This window comes from Stenotrophomonas sp. STEN054 (assembly GCF_056854535.1).
In genome coordinates this window covers 1-17,282 of the sequence record NZ_JBXFWG010000016.1, presented here as the reverse complement: position 1 = coordinate 17,282, position 17,282 = coordinate 1, and the positions used below count along the sequence as shown (strand labels likewise).

17 protein-coding genes, 2 tRNA genes and 1 other RNA gene are annotated in these 17,282 nt (G+C 68.2%); 11 read left to right on the top strand and 9 right to left on the bottom strand.

The features are described 5' to 3' along the window. The first annotated feature begins 1 nt into the window (after position 1). Positions 2 to 730 carry a DNA polymerase III subunit epsilon gene (gene dnaQ / locus AC1VXD_RS08445; protein WP_482991683.1) on the top strand — a complete coding sequence of 243 codons (729 nt, stop codon included), beginning with the start codon at positions 2 to 4 and terminating at the stop codon, positions 728 to 730. A 70-nt stretch (positions 731 to 800) separates the two neighbouring features. On the opposite strand, the gene AC1VXD_RS08440 is transcribed toward dnaQ, so the two are convergent. Next, positions 801 to 1,505, bottom strand: a complete 705-nt coding sequence (locus AC1VXD_RS08440; protein ID WP_150454169.1) for a PP2C family protein-serine/threonine phosphatase — start codon at positions 1,503 to 1,505, stop codon at positions 801 to 803. A gap of 166 nt (positions 1,506 to 1,671) precedes the next feature. Between AC1VXD_RS08440 and AC1VXD_RS08435 the strand changes: the two genes are divergently transcribed. Together AC1VXD_RS08435 and AC1VXD_RS08430 are read left to right on the top strand one after the other, a co-directional pair. After that, positions 1,672 to 1,762: transfer RNA gene (locus AC1VXD_RS08435), tRNA-Ser, on the top strand. Positions 1,763 to 1,917: 155 nt separating this feature from the next. Beyond that, the gene (locus tag AC1VXD_RS08430) at positions 1,918 to 2,304 is read left to right on the top strand and encodes a DUF6165 family protein (RefSeq protein ID WP_482991682.1); all 387 of its coding nucleotides are present in this window, start codon (positions 1,918 to 1,920) and stop codon (positions 2,302 to 2,304) included. A 51-nt stretch (positions 2,305 to 2,355) separates the two neighbouring features. Here the strand turns inward: AC1VXD_RS08430 and AC1VXD_RS08425 are convergent, their stop codons facing one another. Next, the gene (locus AC1VXD_RS08425) at positions 2,356 to 3,402 is read right to left on the bottom strand and encodes a glycosyltransferase family 9 protein (protein WP_482991681.1); all 1,047 of its coding nucleotides are present in this window, start codon (positions 3,400 to 3,402) and stop codon (positions 2,356 to 2,358) included. Between the two features lie 21 nt (positions 3,403 to 3,423). Between AC1VXD_RS08425 and AC1VXD_RS08420 the strand changes: the two genes are divergently transcribed. Together AC1VXD_RS08420 and AC1VXD_RS08415 are read left to right on the top strand one after the other, a co-directional pair. Beyond that, positions 3,424 to 4,173 carry a 3-deoxy-D-manno-octulosonic acid kinase gene (locus AC1VXD_RS08420; RefSeq protein ID WP_312736990.1) on the top strand — a complete coding sequence of 250 codons (750 nt, stop codon included), beginning with the start codon at positions 3,424 to 3,426 and terminating at the stop codon, positions 4,171 to 4,173. Further along, on the top strand, positions 4,173 to 4,940 hold the full coding sequence (locus AC1VXD_RS08415; protein ID WP_079220827.1) for an MBL fold metallo-hydrolase: 768 nt from the start codon (positions 4,173 to 4,175) through the stop codon (positions 4,938 to 4,940). The genes AC1VXD_RS08420 and AC1VXD_RS08415 overlap by 1 nt, the downstream gene beginning before the upstream one ends. Positions 4,941 to 5,141: 201 nt before the next feature. On the opposite strand, the gene ffs is transcribed toward AC1VXD_RS08415, so the two are convergent. Beyond that, positions 5,142 to 5,238, bottom strand: an RNA gene (gene ffs, locus AC1VXD_RS08410) — signal recognition particle sRNA small type. 300 nt (positions 5,239 to 5,538) lie between these two features. On the opposite strand from ffs, the gene AC1VXD_RS08405 reads away from it, so the two are divergent. After that, positions 5,539 to 5,856 carry a DMT family transporter gene (locus AC1VXD_RS08405; protein ID WP_313146237.1) on the top strand — a complete coding sequence of 106 codons (318 nt, stop codon included), beginning with the start codon at positions 5,539 to 5,541 and terminating at the stop codon, positions 5,854 to 5,856. Between the two features lie 49 nt (positions 5,857 to 5,905). On the opposite strand, the gene AC1VXD_RS08400 is transcribed toward AC1VXD_RS08405, so the two are convergent. Both AC1VXD_RS08400 and AC1VXD_RS08395 read right to left on the bottom strand, forming a co-directional pair. Beyond that, positions 5,906 to 6,352, bottom strand: coding sequence for a GNAT family N-acetyltransferase (locus AC1VXD_RS08400; RefSeq protein ID WP_482991749.1), 447 nt, complete (start codon positions 6,350 to 6,352; stop codon positions 5,906 to 5,908). A 462-nt stretch (positions 6,353 to 6,814) separates the two neighbouring features. Further along, a tRNA-Ser gene (locus AC1VXD_RS08395) sits at positions 6,815 to 6,907 on the bottom strand. Between the two features lie 145 nt (positions 6,908 to 7,052). On the opposite strand from AC1VXD_RS08395, the gene dnaX reads away from it, so the two are divergent. From dnaX to AC1VXD_RS08375, 4 genes are all read left to right on the top strand, one after another. Further along, positions 7,053 to 9,116, top strand: coding sequence for a DNA polymerase III subunit gamma/tau (gene dnaX, locus AC1VXD_RS08390; RefSeq protein ID WP_482991748.1), 2,064 nt, complete (start codon positions 7,053 to 7,055; stop codon positions 9,114 to 9,116). Between the two features lie 6 nt (positions 9,117 to 9,122). Next, positions 9,123 to 9,443 (top strand): YbaB/EbfC family nucleoid-associated protein, encoded by a 321-nt coding sequence (locus AC1VXD_RS08385; RefSeq protein WP_004154630.1) that lies wholly within the window; start codon positions 9,123 to 9,125, stop codon positions 9,441 to 9,443. Between the two features lie 141 nt (positions 9,444 to 9,584). Then, complete coding sequence (recR, locus tag AC1VXD_RS08380) at positions 9,585 to 10,184, top strand: recombination mediator RecR (RefSeq protein ID WP_108760009.1); 600 nt, start codon at positions 9,585 to 9,587, stop codon at positions 10,182 to 10,184. A gap of 60 nt (positions 10,185 to 10,244) precedes the next feature. After that, positions 10,245 to 10,604 carry a histidine triad nucleotide-binding protein gene (locus AC1VXD_RS08375; RefSeq protein ID WP_108770623.1) on the top strand — a complete coding sequence of 120 codons (360 nt, stop codon included), beginning with the start codon at positions 10,245 to 10,247 and terminating at the stop codon, positions 10,602 to 10,604. Positions 10,605 to 10,878: 274 nt separating this feature from the next. On the opposite strand, the gene AC1VXD_RS08370 is transcribed toward AC1VXD_RS08375, so the two are convergent. From AC1VXD_RS08370 to AC1VXD_RS08355, 4 genes are read right to left on the bottom strand one after another with little or no spacing between them, the layout of a single operon-like run. Then, on the bottom strand, positions 10,879 to 11,406 hold the full coding sequence (locus tag AC1VXD_RS08370; protein WP_108767977.1) for a Slp family lipoprotein: 528 nt from the start codon (positions 11,404 to 11,406) through the stop codon (positions 10,879 to 10,881). Then, entirely contained in the window at positions 11,403 to 13,352 is a 1,950-nt protein-coding gene (locus AC1VXD_RS08365; protein WP_482991680.1) for a transglutaminase TgpA family protein, read from the bottom strand. The genes AC1VXD_RS08370 and AC1VXD_RS08365 overlap by 4 nt, the downstream gene beginning before the upstream one ends. Continuing rightward, positions 13,345 to 14,295 carry a DUF58 domain-containing protein gene (locus tag AC1VXD_RS08360; protein WP_482991679.1) on the bottom strand — a complete coding sequence of 317 codons (951 nt, stop codon included), beginning with the start codon at positions 14,293 to 14,295 and terminating at the stop codon, positions 13,345 to 13,347. The genes AC1VXD_RS08365 and AC1VXD_RS08360 overlap by 8 nt, the downstream gene beginning before the upstream one ends. Continuing rightward, positions 14,292 to 15,245 carry an AAA family ATPase gene (locus AC1VXD_RS08355; protein WP_482991678.1) on the bottom strand — a complete coding sequence of 318 codons (954 nt, stop codon included), beginning with the start codon at positions 15,243 to 15,245 and terminating at the stop codon, positions 14,292 to 14,294. The genes AC1VXD_RS08360 and AC1VXD_RS08355 overlap by 4 nt, the downstream gene beginning before the upstream one ends. 44 nt (positions 15,246 to 15,289) lie before the next feature. Here AC1VXD_RS08355 and AC1VXD_RS08350 point away from each other — a divergent pair, with 44 nt between their 5' ends. Beyond that, complete coding sequence (locus AC1VXD_RS08350) at positions 15,290 to 17,128, top strand: glycosyltransferase family 39 protein (protein WP_482991677.1); 1,839 nt, start codon at positions 15,290 to 15,292, stop codon at positions 17,126 to 17,128. Positions 17,129 to 17,282 lie beyond the last annotated feature (154 nt).

The following is a 17,282-nucleotide window of genomic DNA, read 5'->3' as shown; positions in this document are numbered from 1 at the left end:
CATGCGTCAGATCATCCTCGATACCGAAACCACCGGCCTAGAATGGAAGAAGGGCAACCGCATCGTTGAAATCGGCTGCGTGGAGCTGTTCAAGCGCCGCCCGACCGGCAACAACTACCACCAGTACATCAAGCCCGATGTCGACTTCGAGCAGGGTGCGCAGGAAGTCACCGGCCTGAGCCTGGATTTCCTCGCCGACAAGCCGGAGTTCGCGCAGATCGCCGAGGAGTTCCTGGCGTTCATCGATGGCGCCGAGCTGATCATCCACAACGCGGCGTTCGATCTGGGCTTCCTCGATTACGAGCTGTCCCTGCTGGGGCCGCAGTTCGGCAAGATCACCGACCGCTGCACGGTGATCGATACCCTGGCGATGGCGCGCGAGCGCTTCCCCGGCCAGCGCAACTCGCTGGATGCCCTGTGCCGGCGCCTGGGCGTGGACAACTCGCACCGTGCGCTGCACGGCGGCCTGCTCGATGCGCAGATCCTGGGCGATGTCTACATCGCGCTGACCTCGGGGCAGGAAGAGATCGGTTTCGGCCTGGAAGACGACAGCGGGGCCGAGGGCGCCGCGCTGCTGGCCTTCGATACCAGCAAACTGCTGCCGCGCCCGCGCGTGGTGGCCACGGCCTCGGAGCTGGAGGCGCACACCGCGCGGCTGGAACGCCTGCGCAGGAAGGCCGGCCACGCGTTGTGGGATGGCCCGAAGGTGGAAGAGGTCGCGAGCGCGTAAGCGCGGTGGTAATGCCGGCTGCTGGCCGGCATCCACGATGTGTCATCCACGCATGGCGTGGATCTACCGGTTAATGGCAGCGCACCAGGATCACGGTGATGTTGTCGGACCCGCCACCGTCCAGGGCCGAGGCGACCAGGCTGTCCACGCATTCCTGCGCGCTGGCGTCGTCGTAGGCGAGGGTGCGGGCGATGTCGCGGTCGTCGACTTCCTCGGTCAGGCCGTCACTGCACAGCAGCAGCTGCATGCCCGGGCGCAGTTCGCCGCTGGTGGTGGCCACGTTCAGATGGTTCGGGTCGGTCACGCCCAGGGCCTGGGTGACCACGTTGCGGTGCGGGTGGGCGCGCGCCTGTTCGGCGGTCAGGTTCCCCTGCGCCACCAGTTCCTGCACCACACTGTGGTCCTGGCTGAGCTGGGCCAGCTGGCCGTCGCGCCACAGGTAGGCGCGGCTGTCGCCGACCCAGGCCACTTCATAGCGGTTGCCCTGTACGCGTGCGGCAACCACGGTGGTGCCCATCGGCAGGGTGTCGTTGCGCCGCCGCGAGGCACGGATGATCTCCTCGTCGGCGGTGCGGATGGCGTGGGCCAGCGGCGCGCCACGACGGATCTCGCGGACGATGGTCTCGCGTGCCAGGGCGCTGGCCACCTCGCCGCAGGCGTGCCCGCCCATGCCGTCGGCCACCAGCCACAGGGCCAGCTCGCTGTCACCGTAATAGGTGTCCTCGTTGAGCTCGCGGCGCAGGCCGGGGTGGGTGAGGTGTCCGAATTCAATCATGGTGGTTGCTGGGCGGGGTCATGCCGGGGAGAACGGCATCATCACGGCCAAGCGGACATCCGGCAAGGCGTTCAGTCAGAAAATTTTCACATGATGGGGGGCAATGGCTTGTGGTCTGCCGCGCTTCCTCGTATGATGCGCGTCCCCGGTTCGCCGGGGGACACTTGGAGAGGTGGCAGAGCGGTTGAATGTACCTGACTCGAAATCAGGCAGGCGTTTATAGCGCCTCGGGGGTTCGAATCCCCCCCTCTCCGCCAGATTAAAAAAGAAGGGCTGCCGAAAGGCAGCCCTTCTTTTTTAATCTGGCGCGGGACAGCCCTCCGGCAGATCAGTAGATCCACGCCATGCGTGGATGCCTCTGCCCGCTGCGCGCTGCGGTTACCATGTGCGCATCAATTGCTGGAGCGCTGCCATGACCGCTGAAATCCTTGTGCCTGTTTCTTTCGGCGAGCTGCTGGACAAGATCTCGATCCTGCAGATCAAGTCCGAGCGCATCAGCGACGAAGGCAAGCTGGCCAACGTGCGCCGCGAGCTGTCCGCGCTGGATGCCACCTGGATGGGCCATCCGGCGGCGGTGAAGGACATCGCCAGGCTGCGTGCCGATCTGAAGGCGGTCAACGAGCAGCTGTGGGACATCGAGGACGAGGTCCGCCTGAAGGAAAAGGCGCAGGCCTTCGACCAAGCCTTCATCGACCTGGCCCGCAGCGTCTACCTGCGCAACGACGAGCGCGCGCGCATCAAGAAGGCGATCAACCTCGCGCTGGGCTCGGCGTACGTGGAAGAAAAATCCTACAAGTAGATCCACGCCACGCGTGGATGGCGCGGGCCACAGGCGGCCCGCGCCCATTGATCACGCCAGGTGATCGGCCACGTAGCGCTCGAAGGCGGCGATGCCGTCCTCGACGGTGACCAGTTCCATCACATCGTCGAACTCGATCTTGGTGCCCCACTTGAGATCGGCGGCGGTCTTGCCCAGGTACTTGCGCGCGGCATCGTCATAACGGTCCACGCAGTAGCGCCGGTCGGAATAGGGGCCGCTGCGGTGCGGGTTGCTGGCCGCATGCAGGCCCAGCACCTTGGCGCCCATCGCATTGGCGATGTGCATCGGGCCCGAATCCGGGGTCATCACCAGGTTGGCGCGGGCCAGCAGGGCCGGCAGCTGCTTCAGCGTGTCCCTGCCTACCAGGTCCAGCGCCGGCGTCGCCAGCTGGGTGAGGATGGCATCGGCCATGCTGCGCTCCAGTTCGCTGCGGCCACCGCACAGCACCACCTGCCAGCCGCGCTCGCTGGCGTGGTTGGCCACCGCTGCATAGCGGTCGGCATACCAGTTGCGCATGACGTGGCTGGAGCACGGCGAGATCATCAGCACCGGGCGGCCATCGTCGGGCCACTGCGCAGCGGCCCACTCGTAGGCCGACGGCGGCACCGCGAGGTCCCAGCTCACTTCGGTCTGGCGCAGGCCCAGCGGTTCGCAGAAGCTGCCGATGGCATCGAGCACGTGGATGCCCGGGCGGTCGGGAATGCGTTCGTTGATGAACAGTCCGTGCAGGTCCTTGGAACGGCTGCGGTCGTAGCCGACGCGGCGCTCGGCCGGAATGAAGGCCGACAGCAGGTTCGCGCGGAAGGCTACCTGCATCTGCAGCAGCGCTTCGAAGCGGCCCGGCGGCAGCTGCGTGCGCAGCTCCTTGACCCCGGCCATGCCGGTCTTCTTGTCGTACGCATGGAACACCACGCCGGGCAGGCCATCCAGCAGCTTGTGGCCGACCTTGTCGATGATCCAGTGGATCGGCGTGTCCGGGCGCGCGGCCTGCAGGGTGCGCACCAGGGGAACAACGTGGGTGACATCCCCCAGGGCAGACAGGCGCAGGAGGCACAAGGATGAGGACGCTGATGCCATGTGTTGTTAGACTCAAAGATGATGGTCGCATTTGACGCCAATGAAGCGCTGACGCCATGCCGCGAGGGTCGCGGCATCGGGGCCATTCTGTTCGACCGCGAGCGGCTGCGGCAAGCCGACGTCGGCCTGTTCTCGCCCCAGCACTGGGGCAGCAAGGCCCGGCCGGTGGGTGAGGGCGGGCGCGGCAGTGCCTGGTTCGTCGATGCCTCCTTCGGTCCCGGGGTGCTGCGCCACTACCTGCGTGGCGGCCTGGCAGCCAAGCTCAGCCGGGACCAGTACATCTGGCGTGGCGCCGACCGTACCCGCAGTTTTGCCGAATTCCGGCTGATGCGCGCCCTGCGCGCGCAGAAGCTGCCGGTGCCCCGGCCGGTAGCGGCCTTCTACATGCGTGAAGGCATGCGCTACCGCGCGGCCATCCTGATGGAACGCATCGAGGGCGTGCGCTCGCTGGCCGACCGCGCGCTGGTGGCCGGCCGTGGCGCGCCGTGGGAAGAGGCGGGCCGGCTGATCGCGCGCTTCCATCGCGCCGGCCTGGACCATGCCGACCTCAACGCCCACAACATCCTGTTCGATGGCAATGGCCACGGCTGGCTGATCGACTTCGACCGTGGAGTCATCCGCATCCCGGCCACCGCCTGGCGCGAGCGCAACCTCAAGCGCCTGCTGCGTTCGCTGGTCAAGCTGCGCGGCGAGCGCAGCGTGGAAGACGTGCAGAAGGACTACGCGCGGCTGCGTCGCGCCTATGACATGGCCTGGAACCGGGGCACCTGATGGACTGGTCGTTGCGTTTTCTCGGCGTCGGCAATGCGTCCGCGGTCGAGCTGGGTTCCCCCATGTCGGTCATCGAGCGTGATGGCCGGCCGTGGCTGACCATCGATTGCGGTGGCGAGGGCCTGACCGCCTTCAAGGCGCACTATGGGCACCTGCCGCAGGCGCTGTTCGTCACCCACGTGCACCTGGACCACGTGGCCGGCTTCGAGCGGCTGTTCGTGGATACCTTCTTCAACACGCACCGGCGCGGCAAAGTGCGCCTGTACGTGCCGGCCACCGTGGTGCCGCTGCTGCACAAGCGCGTGGGCGATTACCCCAACGTGCTGGCCGAGGGCGGTGCAAATTTCTGGGATGCGTTCCAGCTGGTCGTGGTGGGCGATGCGTTCTGGCATGAGGGCGTGCGCCTGGAAGTGTTCCCGGCACGCCACCATTGGCCGGAGACCGCCTATGGCCTGCGCCTGCAGGGCGCGTTGACCTGGAGCGGCGATACCCGGCCGATTCCGGAGATGCTGGCGCGCTTTGCAAATGACAACGAACTGATCGCCCACGACTGCGGCCTGCATGGCAACCCGTCGCACACCGGCGTGGACGACCTGGAACGCGAGTACAGCGCCGAGCTGCAGTCGCGGATGATGCTTTACCACTATGCCAGCGCGGCCGATGGCCAGGCGCTGGCCGCGCGTGGGCACCGCGTGGCGCAGCCGGGGCAGTGCGTGCCGCTGGCGACCCCGACGGCGCCGCACGTGCTGGCGCAGGATCCGCCGTGAACACCTCCGGTCAGCCTGCCGACGCGGCGCTGGCGGCCGAGCTGGAACATCTGGAACGCGCGCTGCACACCCCGCAGGTGCGCGCTGATCGTGCGCGTCGAAGGTGAAGGCGGCGCGTCGGTAGCGCCGGGCCATGCCCGGCGAAGAGCGCCAACCGAGGTTGGCAGCTACCGGAGCGGGGCATCGCCCAAAAAGGCGGTGGCCCCGCCGGCTGACCTCGGCGCCCGCGTCGATCGATACCGTTGCTGCCTTCCGGCCCTGGCGGGATTTTCGACCTAGCGTCGCGAGGGGCCGACGGGGCCACCATAGAGACGTTGGCCGCCCAAGGGCGGCCGGTTCACGGATCAGGGGAAGCAGCGCGTCGCGCGCCGGAGACCACAGCCGGACTGCACATCGGCTGGCCGATGGCAGGCGCGCATTCTAGCGCAGGCGTGGGCTTGGACGCCAGCTTCATGCGATGAATCGGCTGTAACCCGTACACAGGCAGTACGGTCGGCGCGTTTCCCCGTTGCTAGAATGCGGCCGCAGGAGGAACGACCTCCCCCGCATCGGGAATCAATGACCAGGACGGCCTGGCCCTACCAAGAGGAGGGCCGTCATGGCCTGGATCTATCTGTTGTTCGCCGGCCTGCTGGAAATTGTCTGGGCCGTGTCCATGAAGCAGTCCGAAGGCTTCAGCAGGCTTACCCCCACCGTGGTCACCCTCCTCGGCATGATCGCCAGCTTCTGGCTGCTGGCCGTGGCCATGCGCACGCTCCCGCTGGGCACCGCCTACACGATCTGGACCGGCATCGGCGCCGTGGGCGCCTTCGTGGTCGGCATCGTGTTCCTCGGCGAGCAGGTCAGTGCGATGCGCATCGGCGCGGCCGTGCTGATCGTCTGTGGCCTGGTGCTGATGAAGCTCTCCAGCAGCTGAGGACGCGCGATCAGGCGGAGATGCCCGCCGTGCCAGGCACGGCGGGCATTCACCGCAGGCGCGTTTCCATGTGCACCGCATGGATTCCCGGGCCGTGGCCGTCCGTCACCCGCTGGGTGACGTGGAAGCCCAGCGCGGCGTAGAAGCCCTCGGTGTGCTGGCTGGTGCTCAGCACAACGCGCTCCACGCGGGAATCGGTGGCGGCCTGCTGCAGGCGCACCCGTGCGAGGTGGCGGCCAAATCCTTGTCCGTGCCGGGATTTCTCGACCATCCCCCAGCAGAACCCGGCGGTCCCATTTGCAGGAGGAGACAGCCCTCCGCAGGCGACGACGCTGCCGTCGAGTTCGATGACCTGGTAGGTGTGTTCTTCCGCCAGCTCACGCAGGAACGATTCGAAGTCCGGGCGTTCCTCCGGCGCGAAATAGGCCGGCAGATTGCTGTCAAAGATCGCCATGCAGGCGACCAGATCGTTGCGGTGATAGGGCCGGGTCCTCATGGGGTGACCATAGCGCATGGGGCCGGCTGGGGAGGGGTATCGGGCGGCACGTCATCCACGCATGGCGTGGATCTACTGATCTGTCTGGAGTAACAAGCCCCTCTGTTGAGTGGCTACCCCGACAGGGGCGGGGAGAGGCAGGCGGAGAGAGGGGCCCATTCGTTGCGCAGCAACGCATGGGGCGAAGCGCGCAAAGTGCGCATCGCGTCCCGCGCCAGAGAAATAGAAAAGGCCCCCCGAAGGCCGGCACGTCATCCACGCGTGGCGTGGATCTACTGATCTGTCTGGAGCAACAAGCCCCTCTGTTGAGGGGCTGCCCCGACAGGGGCGGGGAGAGGCAGGCAAAGGGAGGGGCCCATTCGTTGCGCAGCAACGCATGGGGCGAAGCGCGCGCAGCGCACTTCGCGTCCCGCGCCAGATAAATAGAAAAGGCCACCCAGAGGGCGGCCTTTTCTATTTATCTGGCGGAGAGAGGGGGATTCGAACCCCCGAAGCGCGGTTTAGACGCTTACACACTTTCCAGGCGTGCTCCTTCAACCACTCGGACACCTCTCCGGATCCCTGCCATCGGCAAACGCCTCAGCAGGGGCGCAGATTCTAGCGGGCGGCGCGGCAGTACACAAGCACCCCCAGTCATCGATGTGCAGCGGGTGTGTCGGAGGCGAGGGGGCTGGACAGGCATGGCACAATGGAACATCCGATGGAAGACGGTGGCCTGATGTCCTATCTCGTGCTTGCCCGCAAGTGGCGTCCGAAGCGTTTTGCCGAGCTGGTGGGCCAGGAACACGTGGTCCGTGCGCTCAGCAATGCGCTGGACAGCGGCCGGGTCCACCACGCGTTCCTGTTCACCGGTACGCGCGGCGTGGGCAAGACCACCATCGCGCGCATCTTCGCCAAATCGCTGAACTGCGAGCAGGGCACCAGCGCCGACCCGTGCGGCCAGTGTGCGGCCTGCCTGGACATCGACGCCGGCCGCTACATCGACCTGCTGGAAATCGATGCCGCGTCCAACACCGGCGTCGACGACGTGCGCGAGGTGATCGAGAACGCGCAGTACATGCCCTCGCGTGGCAAGTACAAGGTCTACCTGATCGACGAAGTGCACATGCTCTCCAAGGCGGCGTTCAATGCGCTGCTGAAGACGCTGGAAGAGCCGCCGGAGCACGTGAAATTCCTGCTGGCCACCACCGATCCGCAGAAGCTGCCGGTCACCGTGCTCAGCCGCTGCCTGCAGTTCAATCTCAAGCGCCTGGACGAGGACCAGATCCAGGGGCAGATGACCCGCATCCTCGCCGCCGAGGAGATCGAGGCCGACGGCAGCGCCATCGTGCAGCTGGCCAAGGCCGCCGATGGCAGCCTGCGCGACGGCCTGTCGCTGCTGGACCAGGCGATCGCCTATGCCGGCGGTGCGCTGCGCGAGGACGTGGTGCGCACCATGCTGGGCACGGTCGACCGTACCCAGGTGGCGGCCATGCTCGACGCACTGGCCGAGGGCGATGGCCCGCGCCTGCTGCAGGTCGTGGCTGCGCTGGCCGAGTTCTCGCCGGACTGGAGTGGCGTGCTGGAAGCGCTGGCCGAAGGCCTGCACCGTATCCAGGTGCAGCAGCTGGTGCCTGGCGCCGCCGCCCCGGTCGACGGCCTGGACGCTGCCGCGTTCGCCGAGCGCCTGCGCCCGGAGGTGGTGCAGCTCTGGTACCAGATGGCCCTGAACGGCCGTCGCGACCTGCCGCTGGCGCCGAGCCCGCGTGCCGGCTTCGAAATGGCGGTGCTGCGCATGCTGGCGTTCCGCCCGGCCGCCGCGGTGCCGCCGGTGCCGAAGTCGGTCGAAGGTGCGACGGGTGGTGGCGCGGCGGGCGGCAACGCCGGCGGTAGCCATGCCGCCGGTGCCGGCAGCAACGACGCCGCACCTGTAGCTGCAGCTGCTGCGGCGAGCCCTGCAGCGGTGGCTGACGTGGCTGCCCCGATGCAGGCAGCGTCGCGCGAGCCTGAACCCGAACCTGAGCCGGCCCCGCAACCGGAGCCTGAGCCGACCCCGGAGCCTGAGCCGGTTCCGGTGGAAGAACCCGTGTCGCCGCCGCCGGTGAAGGCCGAAGCGGCGCCGCAGGTGGCCGAGGCGGATGATCTGCCGCCGTGGGCCACCGACGAAGCCGACGCGCGTGATCAGGCGCTGGCGGCGGAAATGGACGTGCCGGTCGCGATGGCGACGCCGGAGGCGGCCATGGTCGCCCCGTGGCAGGAACCGCCGGCCCCGGTGGCAGTGGCGGCCGAGCCGGAGCGCCCGTTCCATGCCGACGGCATCGAGATCGCCCCGGCTGGACCGGTGGCAATACCGGCGCCGGCAGCGCATCAGGGCAGCATCTCCGACCTGGCCAGCGCCGAAGACTGGCTGGACCTGGTGGCCAACAGCGGCCTCAGCGGTCCTTCGCGGCAGCTGGCGGCCAACGCGGCCTTCATCAGCTGTCAGGGCGGTACCTTGAAACTGGGCCTTTCGCCCGGATTTGAGTACCTGCGTTCCGAACGCGCGCTGTCCGCCCTGGGCGAGATGCTGGAAAAGGCTCTGGGTCAGGCGCCGAGGATCGTGGTCGAGACCGTGGAAACCGAGCAGGTCCCGGCCGAGACCCTGCACCAGCGTGCCGACCGCCAGCGTGGCGAACGGCAACAGGCCGCCGAGGCCATCTTCATGGACGATCCGGAAGTGCAGCTGCTGATCCAGCAGCATGGCGCCCGGGTTGTTTCCGATTCCATCCGTTCTTTTGACGAGTAAGACACTATGCGCGGCAACATCGCCCAACTGATGCAGCAGGCCCAGAAGATGCAGGAAAACCTGCAGAAGGCCCAGGAAGAAATCGCCAAGATCGAAGTGACCGGCAGCGCCGGTGGCGGCATGGTCAGCGTGACCCTGACCGGCGCCAAGGAATGTCGCAAGGTGCGCATCGACCCGTCGCTGGCCAGCGACCCGGAAATGCTGGAAGACCTGATCGCCGCCGCCTTCAACGATGCCTCGAACAAGATCGATGCCGAGTCGAAGTCGAAGATGGGTTCGGCCACCGCCGGCATGCAGCTGCCGCCCGGCATGAAGCTGCCGTTCTGATGTTCAGCGTGGCACCCGTGCAAGCGGGTGCCATCAACTGCGTAGAGTCGAGCGTGCTCGATTGTTCCAACCTTCAGTCGAGCATGGCTCGACTCTACAGATAATCGTCGAGCGTGCTCGACGCAATGAAAGCCTGCCGCCGTGTCCGCACCCCTGCTTGAACAATTGATCGATGCGCTGCGGGTGCTGCCTGGCGTCGGCCAGAAAACCGCGCAGCGCATGGCCTACCACCTGCTCGAGCGCGAGCGCGAAGGTGGGCAGCGGTTGGCCGAGGCGCTGGCGCTGGCGGTCGAACGCATCGGCCATTGCGCGCAGTGCCGCGATTTCAGCGAAACCGAGCTGTGCCCGACCTGTGCCAACAACAGTCGCGAGCGCAGCCAGCTGTGCGTGGTCGAATCACCGGCTGATCGCCTGGCCATCGAAAATGCCACCGGCTTCCGGGGCGTCTACTTCGTGCTGCAGGGCCGTCTGTCGCCGCTCGATGGCGTGGGCCCGCGCGAACTGGGCCTGGAGCAGCTGGAACAGCGGCTGGCGCAGGGCGAAGTGCAGGAACTGATCATCGCCACCAGCGCTACGGTTGAAGGCGAAGCGACTGCGCACTACCTGGCCCAGCTGGCGCGCGCGCGCCAGGTGCAGCCGAGCCGTCTGGCGCAGGGCCTGCCGCTGGGCGGTGAACTGGAATACGTCGATCGCGGCACGCTGTCGCATGCCTTCGGCACACGCAGCGAATTCCGCGACTGAGCGCGGCCGCGCGTGGCGTGGCCGGCCTACAATGCGGAAGACATCCCGCCGAGGCCGACCATGACCACCGAAACCCTCTTCAGCAAGATCATCCGTCGCGAGATCCCGGCCACCATCGTCTACGAGGATGACGAGGTGCTGGGCTTCAAGGACATCGCACCGCAGGCGCCGGTGCACGTGCTGTTCATTCCGAAGAACGAGATCATCCCGACCCTGGACGACCTGCAGCCGTCGCAGGCACACCTGATCGGAAAGCTGGCTCTGGCGGCAGCCGCGTATGCGCGCAGCGAAGGCTTCGCCGAGGACGGCTACCGCATCGTGATGAATTGCCGCGAAGATGCCGGGCAGACGGTGTTCCACATTCACATGCATCTGCTGGCCGGTGCGCCATTGGGCCATTTCGGTACGCCGGGGCGTTGAGGCAACGGCATCCACGCATGGCGTGGCTCTACTGACGGCGCGCGTCGGTATCGCGGTAGATCCACGCCATGCGTGGATGGCAGTCGCCAGTAGATCCACGCCATGCGTGGATGGCAGTCGCCAGTAGATCCACGCCATGCGTGGATGGCAGTCGCCAGGTAGATCCACGCCATGCGTGGATGGCAGTCGCCAGTAGATCCACGCGATGCGTGGATGGCACCAACAAGAAGGCCGCCCGAGGGCGGCCTTCTGCGTCACGCAGGACGTGGCAGGTTTACCACCAGCCCCAGCCGCGGTAACCGCCCCAGTACGGGCCCCACGGACCCGGGCCCCACGGGCTGTACGGGTAGGGCACGACATCGACCTGGCGCTGTTCCGGCCACAGGTAGATGACGTCGGCCGCCAGCTTGGGCAGGCGGTAGTCGTACTCGCCAATGCGGGTGTTGGCGTAACCGTCGATCTTGCCGATGAAGGTCACGTCGCGACCGGCCTCGAACACCGCCGGATCATAGAAGCCGGCGCGGCAGGCGATGAAGCGGCCGTCGCTGGCGTCGGACGAGGTCTGGTTCGGGCGGCCACTGCCATTGAGCGGGCGCGAGATGATCTGGAAGCAGGTCTCGCCCTGGCCGGGCTGGGTTTCGATGATGCGGCCACCCCAGCGAACGGGGGTGCCCACCTGCTGGGTGGCAACCGAGTCGCGCGGGGAAACCACGCTGAACTGACCCTGCAGCGGCTTGGGGGCCGTGGCGCAGGCCGACAGGGCCAGGGCGGCCACGGCGGTGAGAAGGAACTTGGTATTCATGAAGTAGCTCCGGAAGTCGGGCGATGCCTGCGCAGGTCCCGCAATAATGGGGCGAGCTCGGTACGAGTGCCAGCGTAGCGCGCTTCGGCGAAACGCTGGCTGAGTGCGATGAGGGCAGGATCGGGGCGCTGGGCATGGACCCGCTGGGCCCAGGCCAGGGCGGGTTCGTGCGGCTCGCGGGCCAGCCCCAGCCGTGCGTAGCGGCGGCCCAGCCGGTGCCAGGCGCGCAGCAGCGGGTCGCGCTCGCGTTCGCCACGGGCCAGCAGCCAGGCCATCCAGCCCATCGCCAGCAGGGCGGTGGCCACGAAACCGGCCAGCAGCTGGCCGGGCTTCAGCTCATCCAGGCCCAGCGGCTGCAGCAGCTGCTGCTGGCGGCGCGCGTCGAAGGACAGCACCAGGTCGTTCCAGCCACGGCGCAGCCAGTCGCCGATCTGACCGGCCTGCAGCCAGCGCTGCTGCAGGTCAATGTCGGCGCCGGCCGGCAGCCGGTCTTCCAGCGTGTCGAGAATGCGCTCGGGTGCCACTGCCGCGGTCGGGTCCACCCGCACCCAGCCACGTTGGGGCAGCCAGACTTCGGCCCAGGCGTGGGCATCCATGCGCCGCACGACCCAGTAGTTGCCGAGCCGGTTGCGGGTGCCGCCGGCAAAGCCGGTCACCACGCGCGCGGGGATGCCGGCGTTGCGCATCAGAACAACGAAGGCCGAGCTGAAGTGCTGGCAGAAGCCGGCCTTGTAGTCGAACAGGAACGCGTCCACCGGATCGCGCCCGGGTGCCGGGGTTTCCAGCGTGTAGGAGAAATCAGCGGTGATCCAGTCCAGGGCGCGGCGGACAACGGCTGCATCGTCGTCACCGGCTTCCTGCCGCCATTGCCGGGCCAGCGTTGCCGTGCGCGGGTTGAAGTTGGCCGGCAGCTGCAGCGCCGCACGCCGCTGGTAGGGCGACAGTTCGGCATCGAAGCGCGTCGCCGGTGCCGAGTGCAGGCGCCAGCGGGTCAGCGCGGAGAGCGGGCGCTGGCTGGCCAGGCTCATCTCGGCGTTGAGCGCGGTGCCTTCCGGGGCAGCGGTGGGCAGGTCCAAGGCCACCAGCAGTCGGCGGTCGGTGGGCTCGTAGTCGATCTGGTAATCCCAGCCTGGGCCTTCGTGGGTCACCTGCGCGGGCCGGCGGTAGTCGGCGTCGCGGTCACGCCTCCACACGTGGCCATCGAAGCGGGTCAGCACTGGACCACGCCAGTAGCGCTGCTGCGGCTGCGGCACGGGGCCGAAGAACTGCACGCGCAGCGCCGGGGTGTCATCGGCCATCAGGTCCAGCCACTGGTCCGGCTCCATCGAATCGGACAGGCCGGGGGTGCCGACCGCGCGTTCGGGCACGCCCCACAGCGGCGCGGACAGCCGCGGGAACAGCCAGAAGCAGGCCAGGGCGAGGGGCAGTCCGATCAGCAGCAGGCGGCCGACGCCGCGTAGCTGGCCGGGCAGCGGCAGCGCCGCGCTGCGGCCTTCGTTGTGGGCCAGCCGCTGCAGGGCGAGCAGGCCGCTGATGCCGGCCAGCGCGGCCAGCAGCGTGGTCAGGGGCCCCTGGTCGAGCAGGAAGGCGGCAAACGGGCCGAACAGGGCGAAGCCGAGCAGGCTGCGTGCATCACGCACGCTGCGCAGTTCGCTGGATTTGATCGCCAGCATCGCCGCCAGCAGGGCGCAGCCGGTATCGCGCCCTGGCCGCACCGCGCCCATCTGCCAGACGATGGCGCCCAGCATGGCCAGCACCAGCAGCAGGCGCACCGGCATCGGCAGCACGCCTCGCAGCGACAACGCAGCGGTTGCCACGCCGGCCACCGCGATCAGCGCGGCCAGTGCGCTGGGCAGCTGCAGCAGCAGCGGCAGCAGCGCCAGCGCAGCGCTGGCCAGGGTCCAGTTGCGCGCGTTGCGGTCCAGCAGGAGGGCGGGCTCAGTCATGGGGCATCAGCGCCAGTGCGCGCAGGCACGCATGATGATGGCTCGCGCCCTGGCCGGGGCCGAGCGCGGGCTGCGAGGGCAGCAGCAGGGTGTAGCGTCGGCCTTCGCGTTCGGCGCTGTCGACCCAGCGCGCCAGGCGCGAGATGCGCGCTTCCGTCGGCAGGGTGGAGAGCGCGCGCCAATCCAGCACCACTTCGATGCCGACCGGCTTTTCGTATTCGCGAACCAGCAGCGTGTCGCGGCGTGCCGAATGCTTCCAGGCGATGCTGCGCGGCGGGTCGCCTGCGCGGTAGGGGCGCAGCTGGTGCAGCTCCTCGCCGCTGGCGTGGGCGCGGGTGTGCAGCAGGTCGCTGCCCTGCTCGGGCAATGACGGCGCCACGGCCTCGGCCACCGGATGCACCAGCAGCGGTTGTTCCGGCCACACCCAGGACCACGCACGTACCAGGCCCAGTGGCTGGGTGCTGGACAGGCGGATGCGCGGCAGGTCGAGCCAGCCGCGCCGCTCGGTGGGCACGTCCAGCTCCACTTCACCATGACCCTGTGCGGACAGGTCGGTCCAGGCCTGGCTGTCGCCAACCTGCAGTTCCAGGCCGTGGCGCGGCCGCGGGTCGCGCAGCGACAGGTCGATGCGCAGGCGCAGCGGCTGGCCCGCCGGCACCGGCTCGGCCGAGATGGCGTCGATCTGCACGCCCGACAGCTGCAGGTGGACGGCGATGGCGCTGGCGATGGCGGCCGCCGCCAGCAGCAGGGCCAGCAGCATGGCCGGGTTGTTGTTGTAGTTCAGCGCGCCCAGCAGCATCGCCGACAGCAGCACGGCCACGAAAAGGCCGAAGCGCGTGGGCAGCACGTAGATGCGCCGGCGGTCGAGCCGCTGCGGCAATGCTTCGGGCGTGCGCGGACGCGCCAGGCGAAGCAGGCGTGAGCCGCGCGCGGGCATCCTCAATCCACCGCGACGGTCTGCAGGATGGCGCGCGCCAGCGCCGGCCCCGTGCTCGATTCGGACTCGCCCACCAGGCGGTGGCCGGCCACGGCGACGAACAGGGTCTGCACGTCTTCGGGAACCACGTGGCCGCGGCCGAGCAGCAGCGCGTGGGCCTTGGCCGCACGCAGCAGGGCCAGGCCGGCACGCGGCGACAGGCCCACGCGCACACCGGCATGCTGGCGGCTGCGGGTCAGCAGGGCCTGCACGTAGTCCACCAGCGCGTCGCTGACGTGGATCTGGCCGACCGCTTCACGCAGCTGGCGCACCTGATTGTCATCCAGCTGCGGCACGGCGCGCGCGATCAGGTCGCGGCGGTCGGTGCCGCGCAGCAGCTCGCGTTCGGCCTGCGGGCTGGGGTAGCCCATCGCCAGCCGCAGCAGGAAGCGGTCCAGCTGCGAATCGGGCAGCGGGAACGTACCGGACAGATCGACCGGATTCTGCGTGGCGATCACGAAGAACGGATCGGGCAGCGGATGGGTCTGCCCGTCGAGCGTCACCTGCTGTTCGGCCATCGCTTCCAGCAATGCGCTCTGCGTGCGTGGCGGTGCGCGGTTGATCTCATCGGCCAGCAGCACGTGCGAGAACACCGGACCGGGATGGAACTGGAACTGGCGCGAGCCGGCGTCATACACCGATACGCCGAGCACATCGGCCGGCAACAGGTCGGAGGTGAACTGCACGCGCTGGAAGCTCAGCCCCAGGCTGCTGGCCAGTGCATGGGCCAGCGTGGTCTTGCCCAGGCCAGGCAGATCTTCGATGAGCAGATGGCCACCGGAAAGCAGGGCGACGAAAGCCAGCCTGACTTCCGGCACCTTGCCGAGCACCAGTGCATTGACCTGATCCTGTGCCTCCCGCAGGGCTTGGCGCAGTTGATCGGTTAGCATGCTGGGCATGGGGGACGGAGCTGGCATGGTCGTCTCACGTTCGGGAACCATTCGATTCTATCCATAGAGCAATGCAGGGCGAACAGCGCGCACGTACGATTTTTCTCTGGTTATGGACGCTGGTCACAGCGGCCAAGCTGCTCGTGGCCGCGCGTCTGCCCCTGTTCGTGGATGAAGCGTTCTATTGGCAGGAAGGCCAGCACCTGGCGGCGGCGTACTCCGACCTGCCAGGATTGACCGCGTGGCTGGCGCGCCTGGGCGTGGAAATCGGCGGCCAGCACGTGCTCGCGCTGCGTCTGCCGTTCCTGGCCATCGGCGCGCTGCTGCCGTTGCTGGTCACGCGCGTCGCCACGCGCTGGTTCGGCAACGTGGCCGGCTGGCAGGCAGGCAGCCTGACCCTGCTGATGCCGTTGTCGGCCACGCTGGGCCTGCTGGCCGTGCCCGATGTGCCGATGGCATTGGCTGCGGTGCTGTGCCTGGATGCCGGTGCACGCCTTCTGCGCAGCGTCGATGCATCGTCCGCCATCAAGCTGGGCCTGGGCCTGCTGATCGGCGCGCTCAGTCACTACCGCTTCATTGGTGTGATCGGCGTCGGCTTCATCGCGCTGCTGGTATTGCCGCAAGGGCGGCGCATGCTGACCGATCCGCGCGTGTGGGTGGCGCTGGCGGTGGGCGTATTGGCCTGGTTGCCGCTGCTGGCGTGGAATGCCGACAACCATGATGCCGGCCTGAAATTCCAGGTGGTCGAGCGCCATCCCTGGGCGTTTGAATGGCGCGGAATGTGGTTCCTGGTCATCCAGCCGATGCTGGTCACGCCCATCCTGTGCATCGCGATGTGGAAGGTGGCGTTGGCCGGTACGCGCAGCGGTGGTGGCGCGCGCGTGCAGTGGCGCTACTTCGGCCTGGTTGGCGGCGTGTCCACGCTGAGCATCTTCCTGCTGGGCTTCTTCACCGATGTCGAGCGCATCAGTTTCCACTGGCCGCTGCCGGGCTACCTGGCGCTGCTGGTGGCGGTGCCGGTGGTGCTCAACGGCTGGCCGCGCTGGCTGCGCCGGACCGGCTGGTGGCTGGCCGGCACCGGCATGGCACTGGCCTTTGGCTATTACCTGATGGCATCCACGCCGTCGCTGCGCGAACAGCTGGCCGGTGACAAGTACTACCCGCGCAACTTCGCCGGCTGGGAACCGCTGGCAGCTGCCGTGCGCGACGAACTGCAGCAGATGCCGGAAGGCACGCGCGTGCTGGCCGGCAACTTCAAGGTGGGTGCCGAGCTCGGCTTCCAGCTCGGCGACGGCAACATCACGGTGCTGCCGCATCCGCTCAACGACAAGCACGGGCGCACCGCGCAGCTGGCGCAGTGGGGCCAGGTGCACGAGGGCGAACGCAGCGGACCGATGCTGCTGGTGCTGTCGCCCAGCGACCAGCGTTTCCGCGACCTGGTGCCGCGCTACCACGCGGTGTGCGCGCAGGTGGGTCCGCTGCCGCCGCCGAGGGTGGTCAGCAACGATCATGGTTTCCAGCGCTTCCTGTTGTTCCGCCTGCCTGCGCAGCGCGCCGAAGGCGAGTGCGTGACGCCGGCCGTCGCTTACCTGGATTCACCGGCCAACGGCGAAGCGGTGTCGGGCACGCTGTCGGTGAAGGGCTGGGCGTTCAAGGACGGCATCGGCCTGGCGCGCGTGGAAGTGCTGGTGGACGGCACGCCGGTGGGCGATGCGCAGTACGGTCGCGAGCTCGACATCCGCCCGCTGTGGCCGATGTCCAATGATCCGCAGCACCCGAATGCCGGCTTTGATGCCAGCGTGGATACGCAGGCGCTGTCGCCCGGCCGGCATTGGCTGGGCCTGCGGCTGCATGGCCGCGATGGCAGCGTGGAAGACTGGCAGGAGCAGCCGTTCGAGGTGGAGCGATAAGCCGTTGTAGAGCCGAGCCTATGCTCGGCTGCTCGTCGCTCTTTGTAGAGCCGGGCCCCGTCTCGGGGGGCTGGGAGACGCACACCAGGAGGGGGTGGGGGGTTCCCGAGACCAGCCGCCCCGGGTGGGCTCGCGTATAGAGGACATCCCCCAC

Bases quoted from the DNA above. Each gene is read 5' to 3' on its own strand.
- AC1VXD_RS08405 (WP_313146237.1), top strand. From the start codon at position 5,539: ATGGCCTGGATCTATCTGTTGTTCGCCGGCCTGCTGGAAATTGTCTGG.
- AC1VXD_RS08400 (WP_482991749.1), bottom strand. From the start codon at position 6,352: ATGAGGACCCGGCCCTATCACCGCAACGATCTGGTCGCCTGCATGGCG.
- AC1VXD_RS08350 (WP_482991677.1), top strand. From the start codon at position 15,290: ATGCAGGGCGAACAGCGCGCACGTACGATTTTTCTCTGGTTATGGACG.
- AC1VXD_RS08375 (WP_108770623.1), top strand. From the start codon at position 10,245: ATGACCACCGAAACCCTCTTCAGCAAGATCATCCGTCGCGAGATCCCG.
- AC1VXD_RS08430 (WP_482991682.1), top strand. From the start codon at position 1,918: ATGACCGCTGAAATCCTTGTGCCTGTTTCTTTCGGCGAGCTGCTGGAC.
- AC1VXD_RS08425 (WP_482991681.1), bottom strand. From the start codon at position 3,402: ATGGCATCAGCGTCCTCATCCTTGTGCCTCCTGCGCCTGTCTGCCCTG.
- AC1VXD_RS08415 (WP_079220827.1), top strand. From the start codon at position 4,173: ATGGACTGGTCGTTGCGTTTTCTCGGCGTCGGCAATGCGTCCGCGGTC.
- AC1VXD_RS08365 (WP_482991680.1), bottom strand. From the start codon at position 13,352: ATGACTGAGCCCGCCCTCCTGCTGGACCGCAACGCGCGCAACTGGACC.
- AC1VXD_RS08355 (WP_482991678.1), bottom strand. From the start codon at position 15,245: ATGCCAGCTCCGTCCCCCATGCCCAGCATGCTAACCGATCAACTGCGC.
- dnaQ (WP_482991683.1), top strand. From the start codon at position 2: ATGCGTCAGATCATCCTCGATACCGAAACCACCGGCCTAGAATGGAAG.
- dnaX (WP_482991748.1), top strand. From the start codon at position 7,053: ATGGAAGACGGTGGCCTGATGTCCTATCTCGTGCTTGCCCGCAAGTGG.
- AC1VXD_RS08420 (WP_312736990.1), top strand. From the start codon at position 3,424: ATGGTCGCATTTGACGCCAATGAAGCGCTGACGCCATGCCGCGAGGGT.
- AC1VXD_RS08370 (WP_108767977.1), bottom strand. From the start codon at position 11,406: ATGAATACCAAGTTCCTTCTCACCGCCGTGGCCGCCCTGGCCCTGTCG.
- AC1VXD_RS08440 (WP_150454169.1), bottom strand. From the start codon at position 1,505: ATGATTGAATTCGGACACCTCACCCACCCCGGCCTGCGCCGCGAGCTC.
- AC1VXD_RS08385 (WP_004154630.1), top strand. From the start codon at position 9,123: ATGCGCGGCAACATCGCCCAACTGATGCAGCAGGCCCAGAAGATGCAG.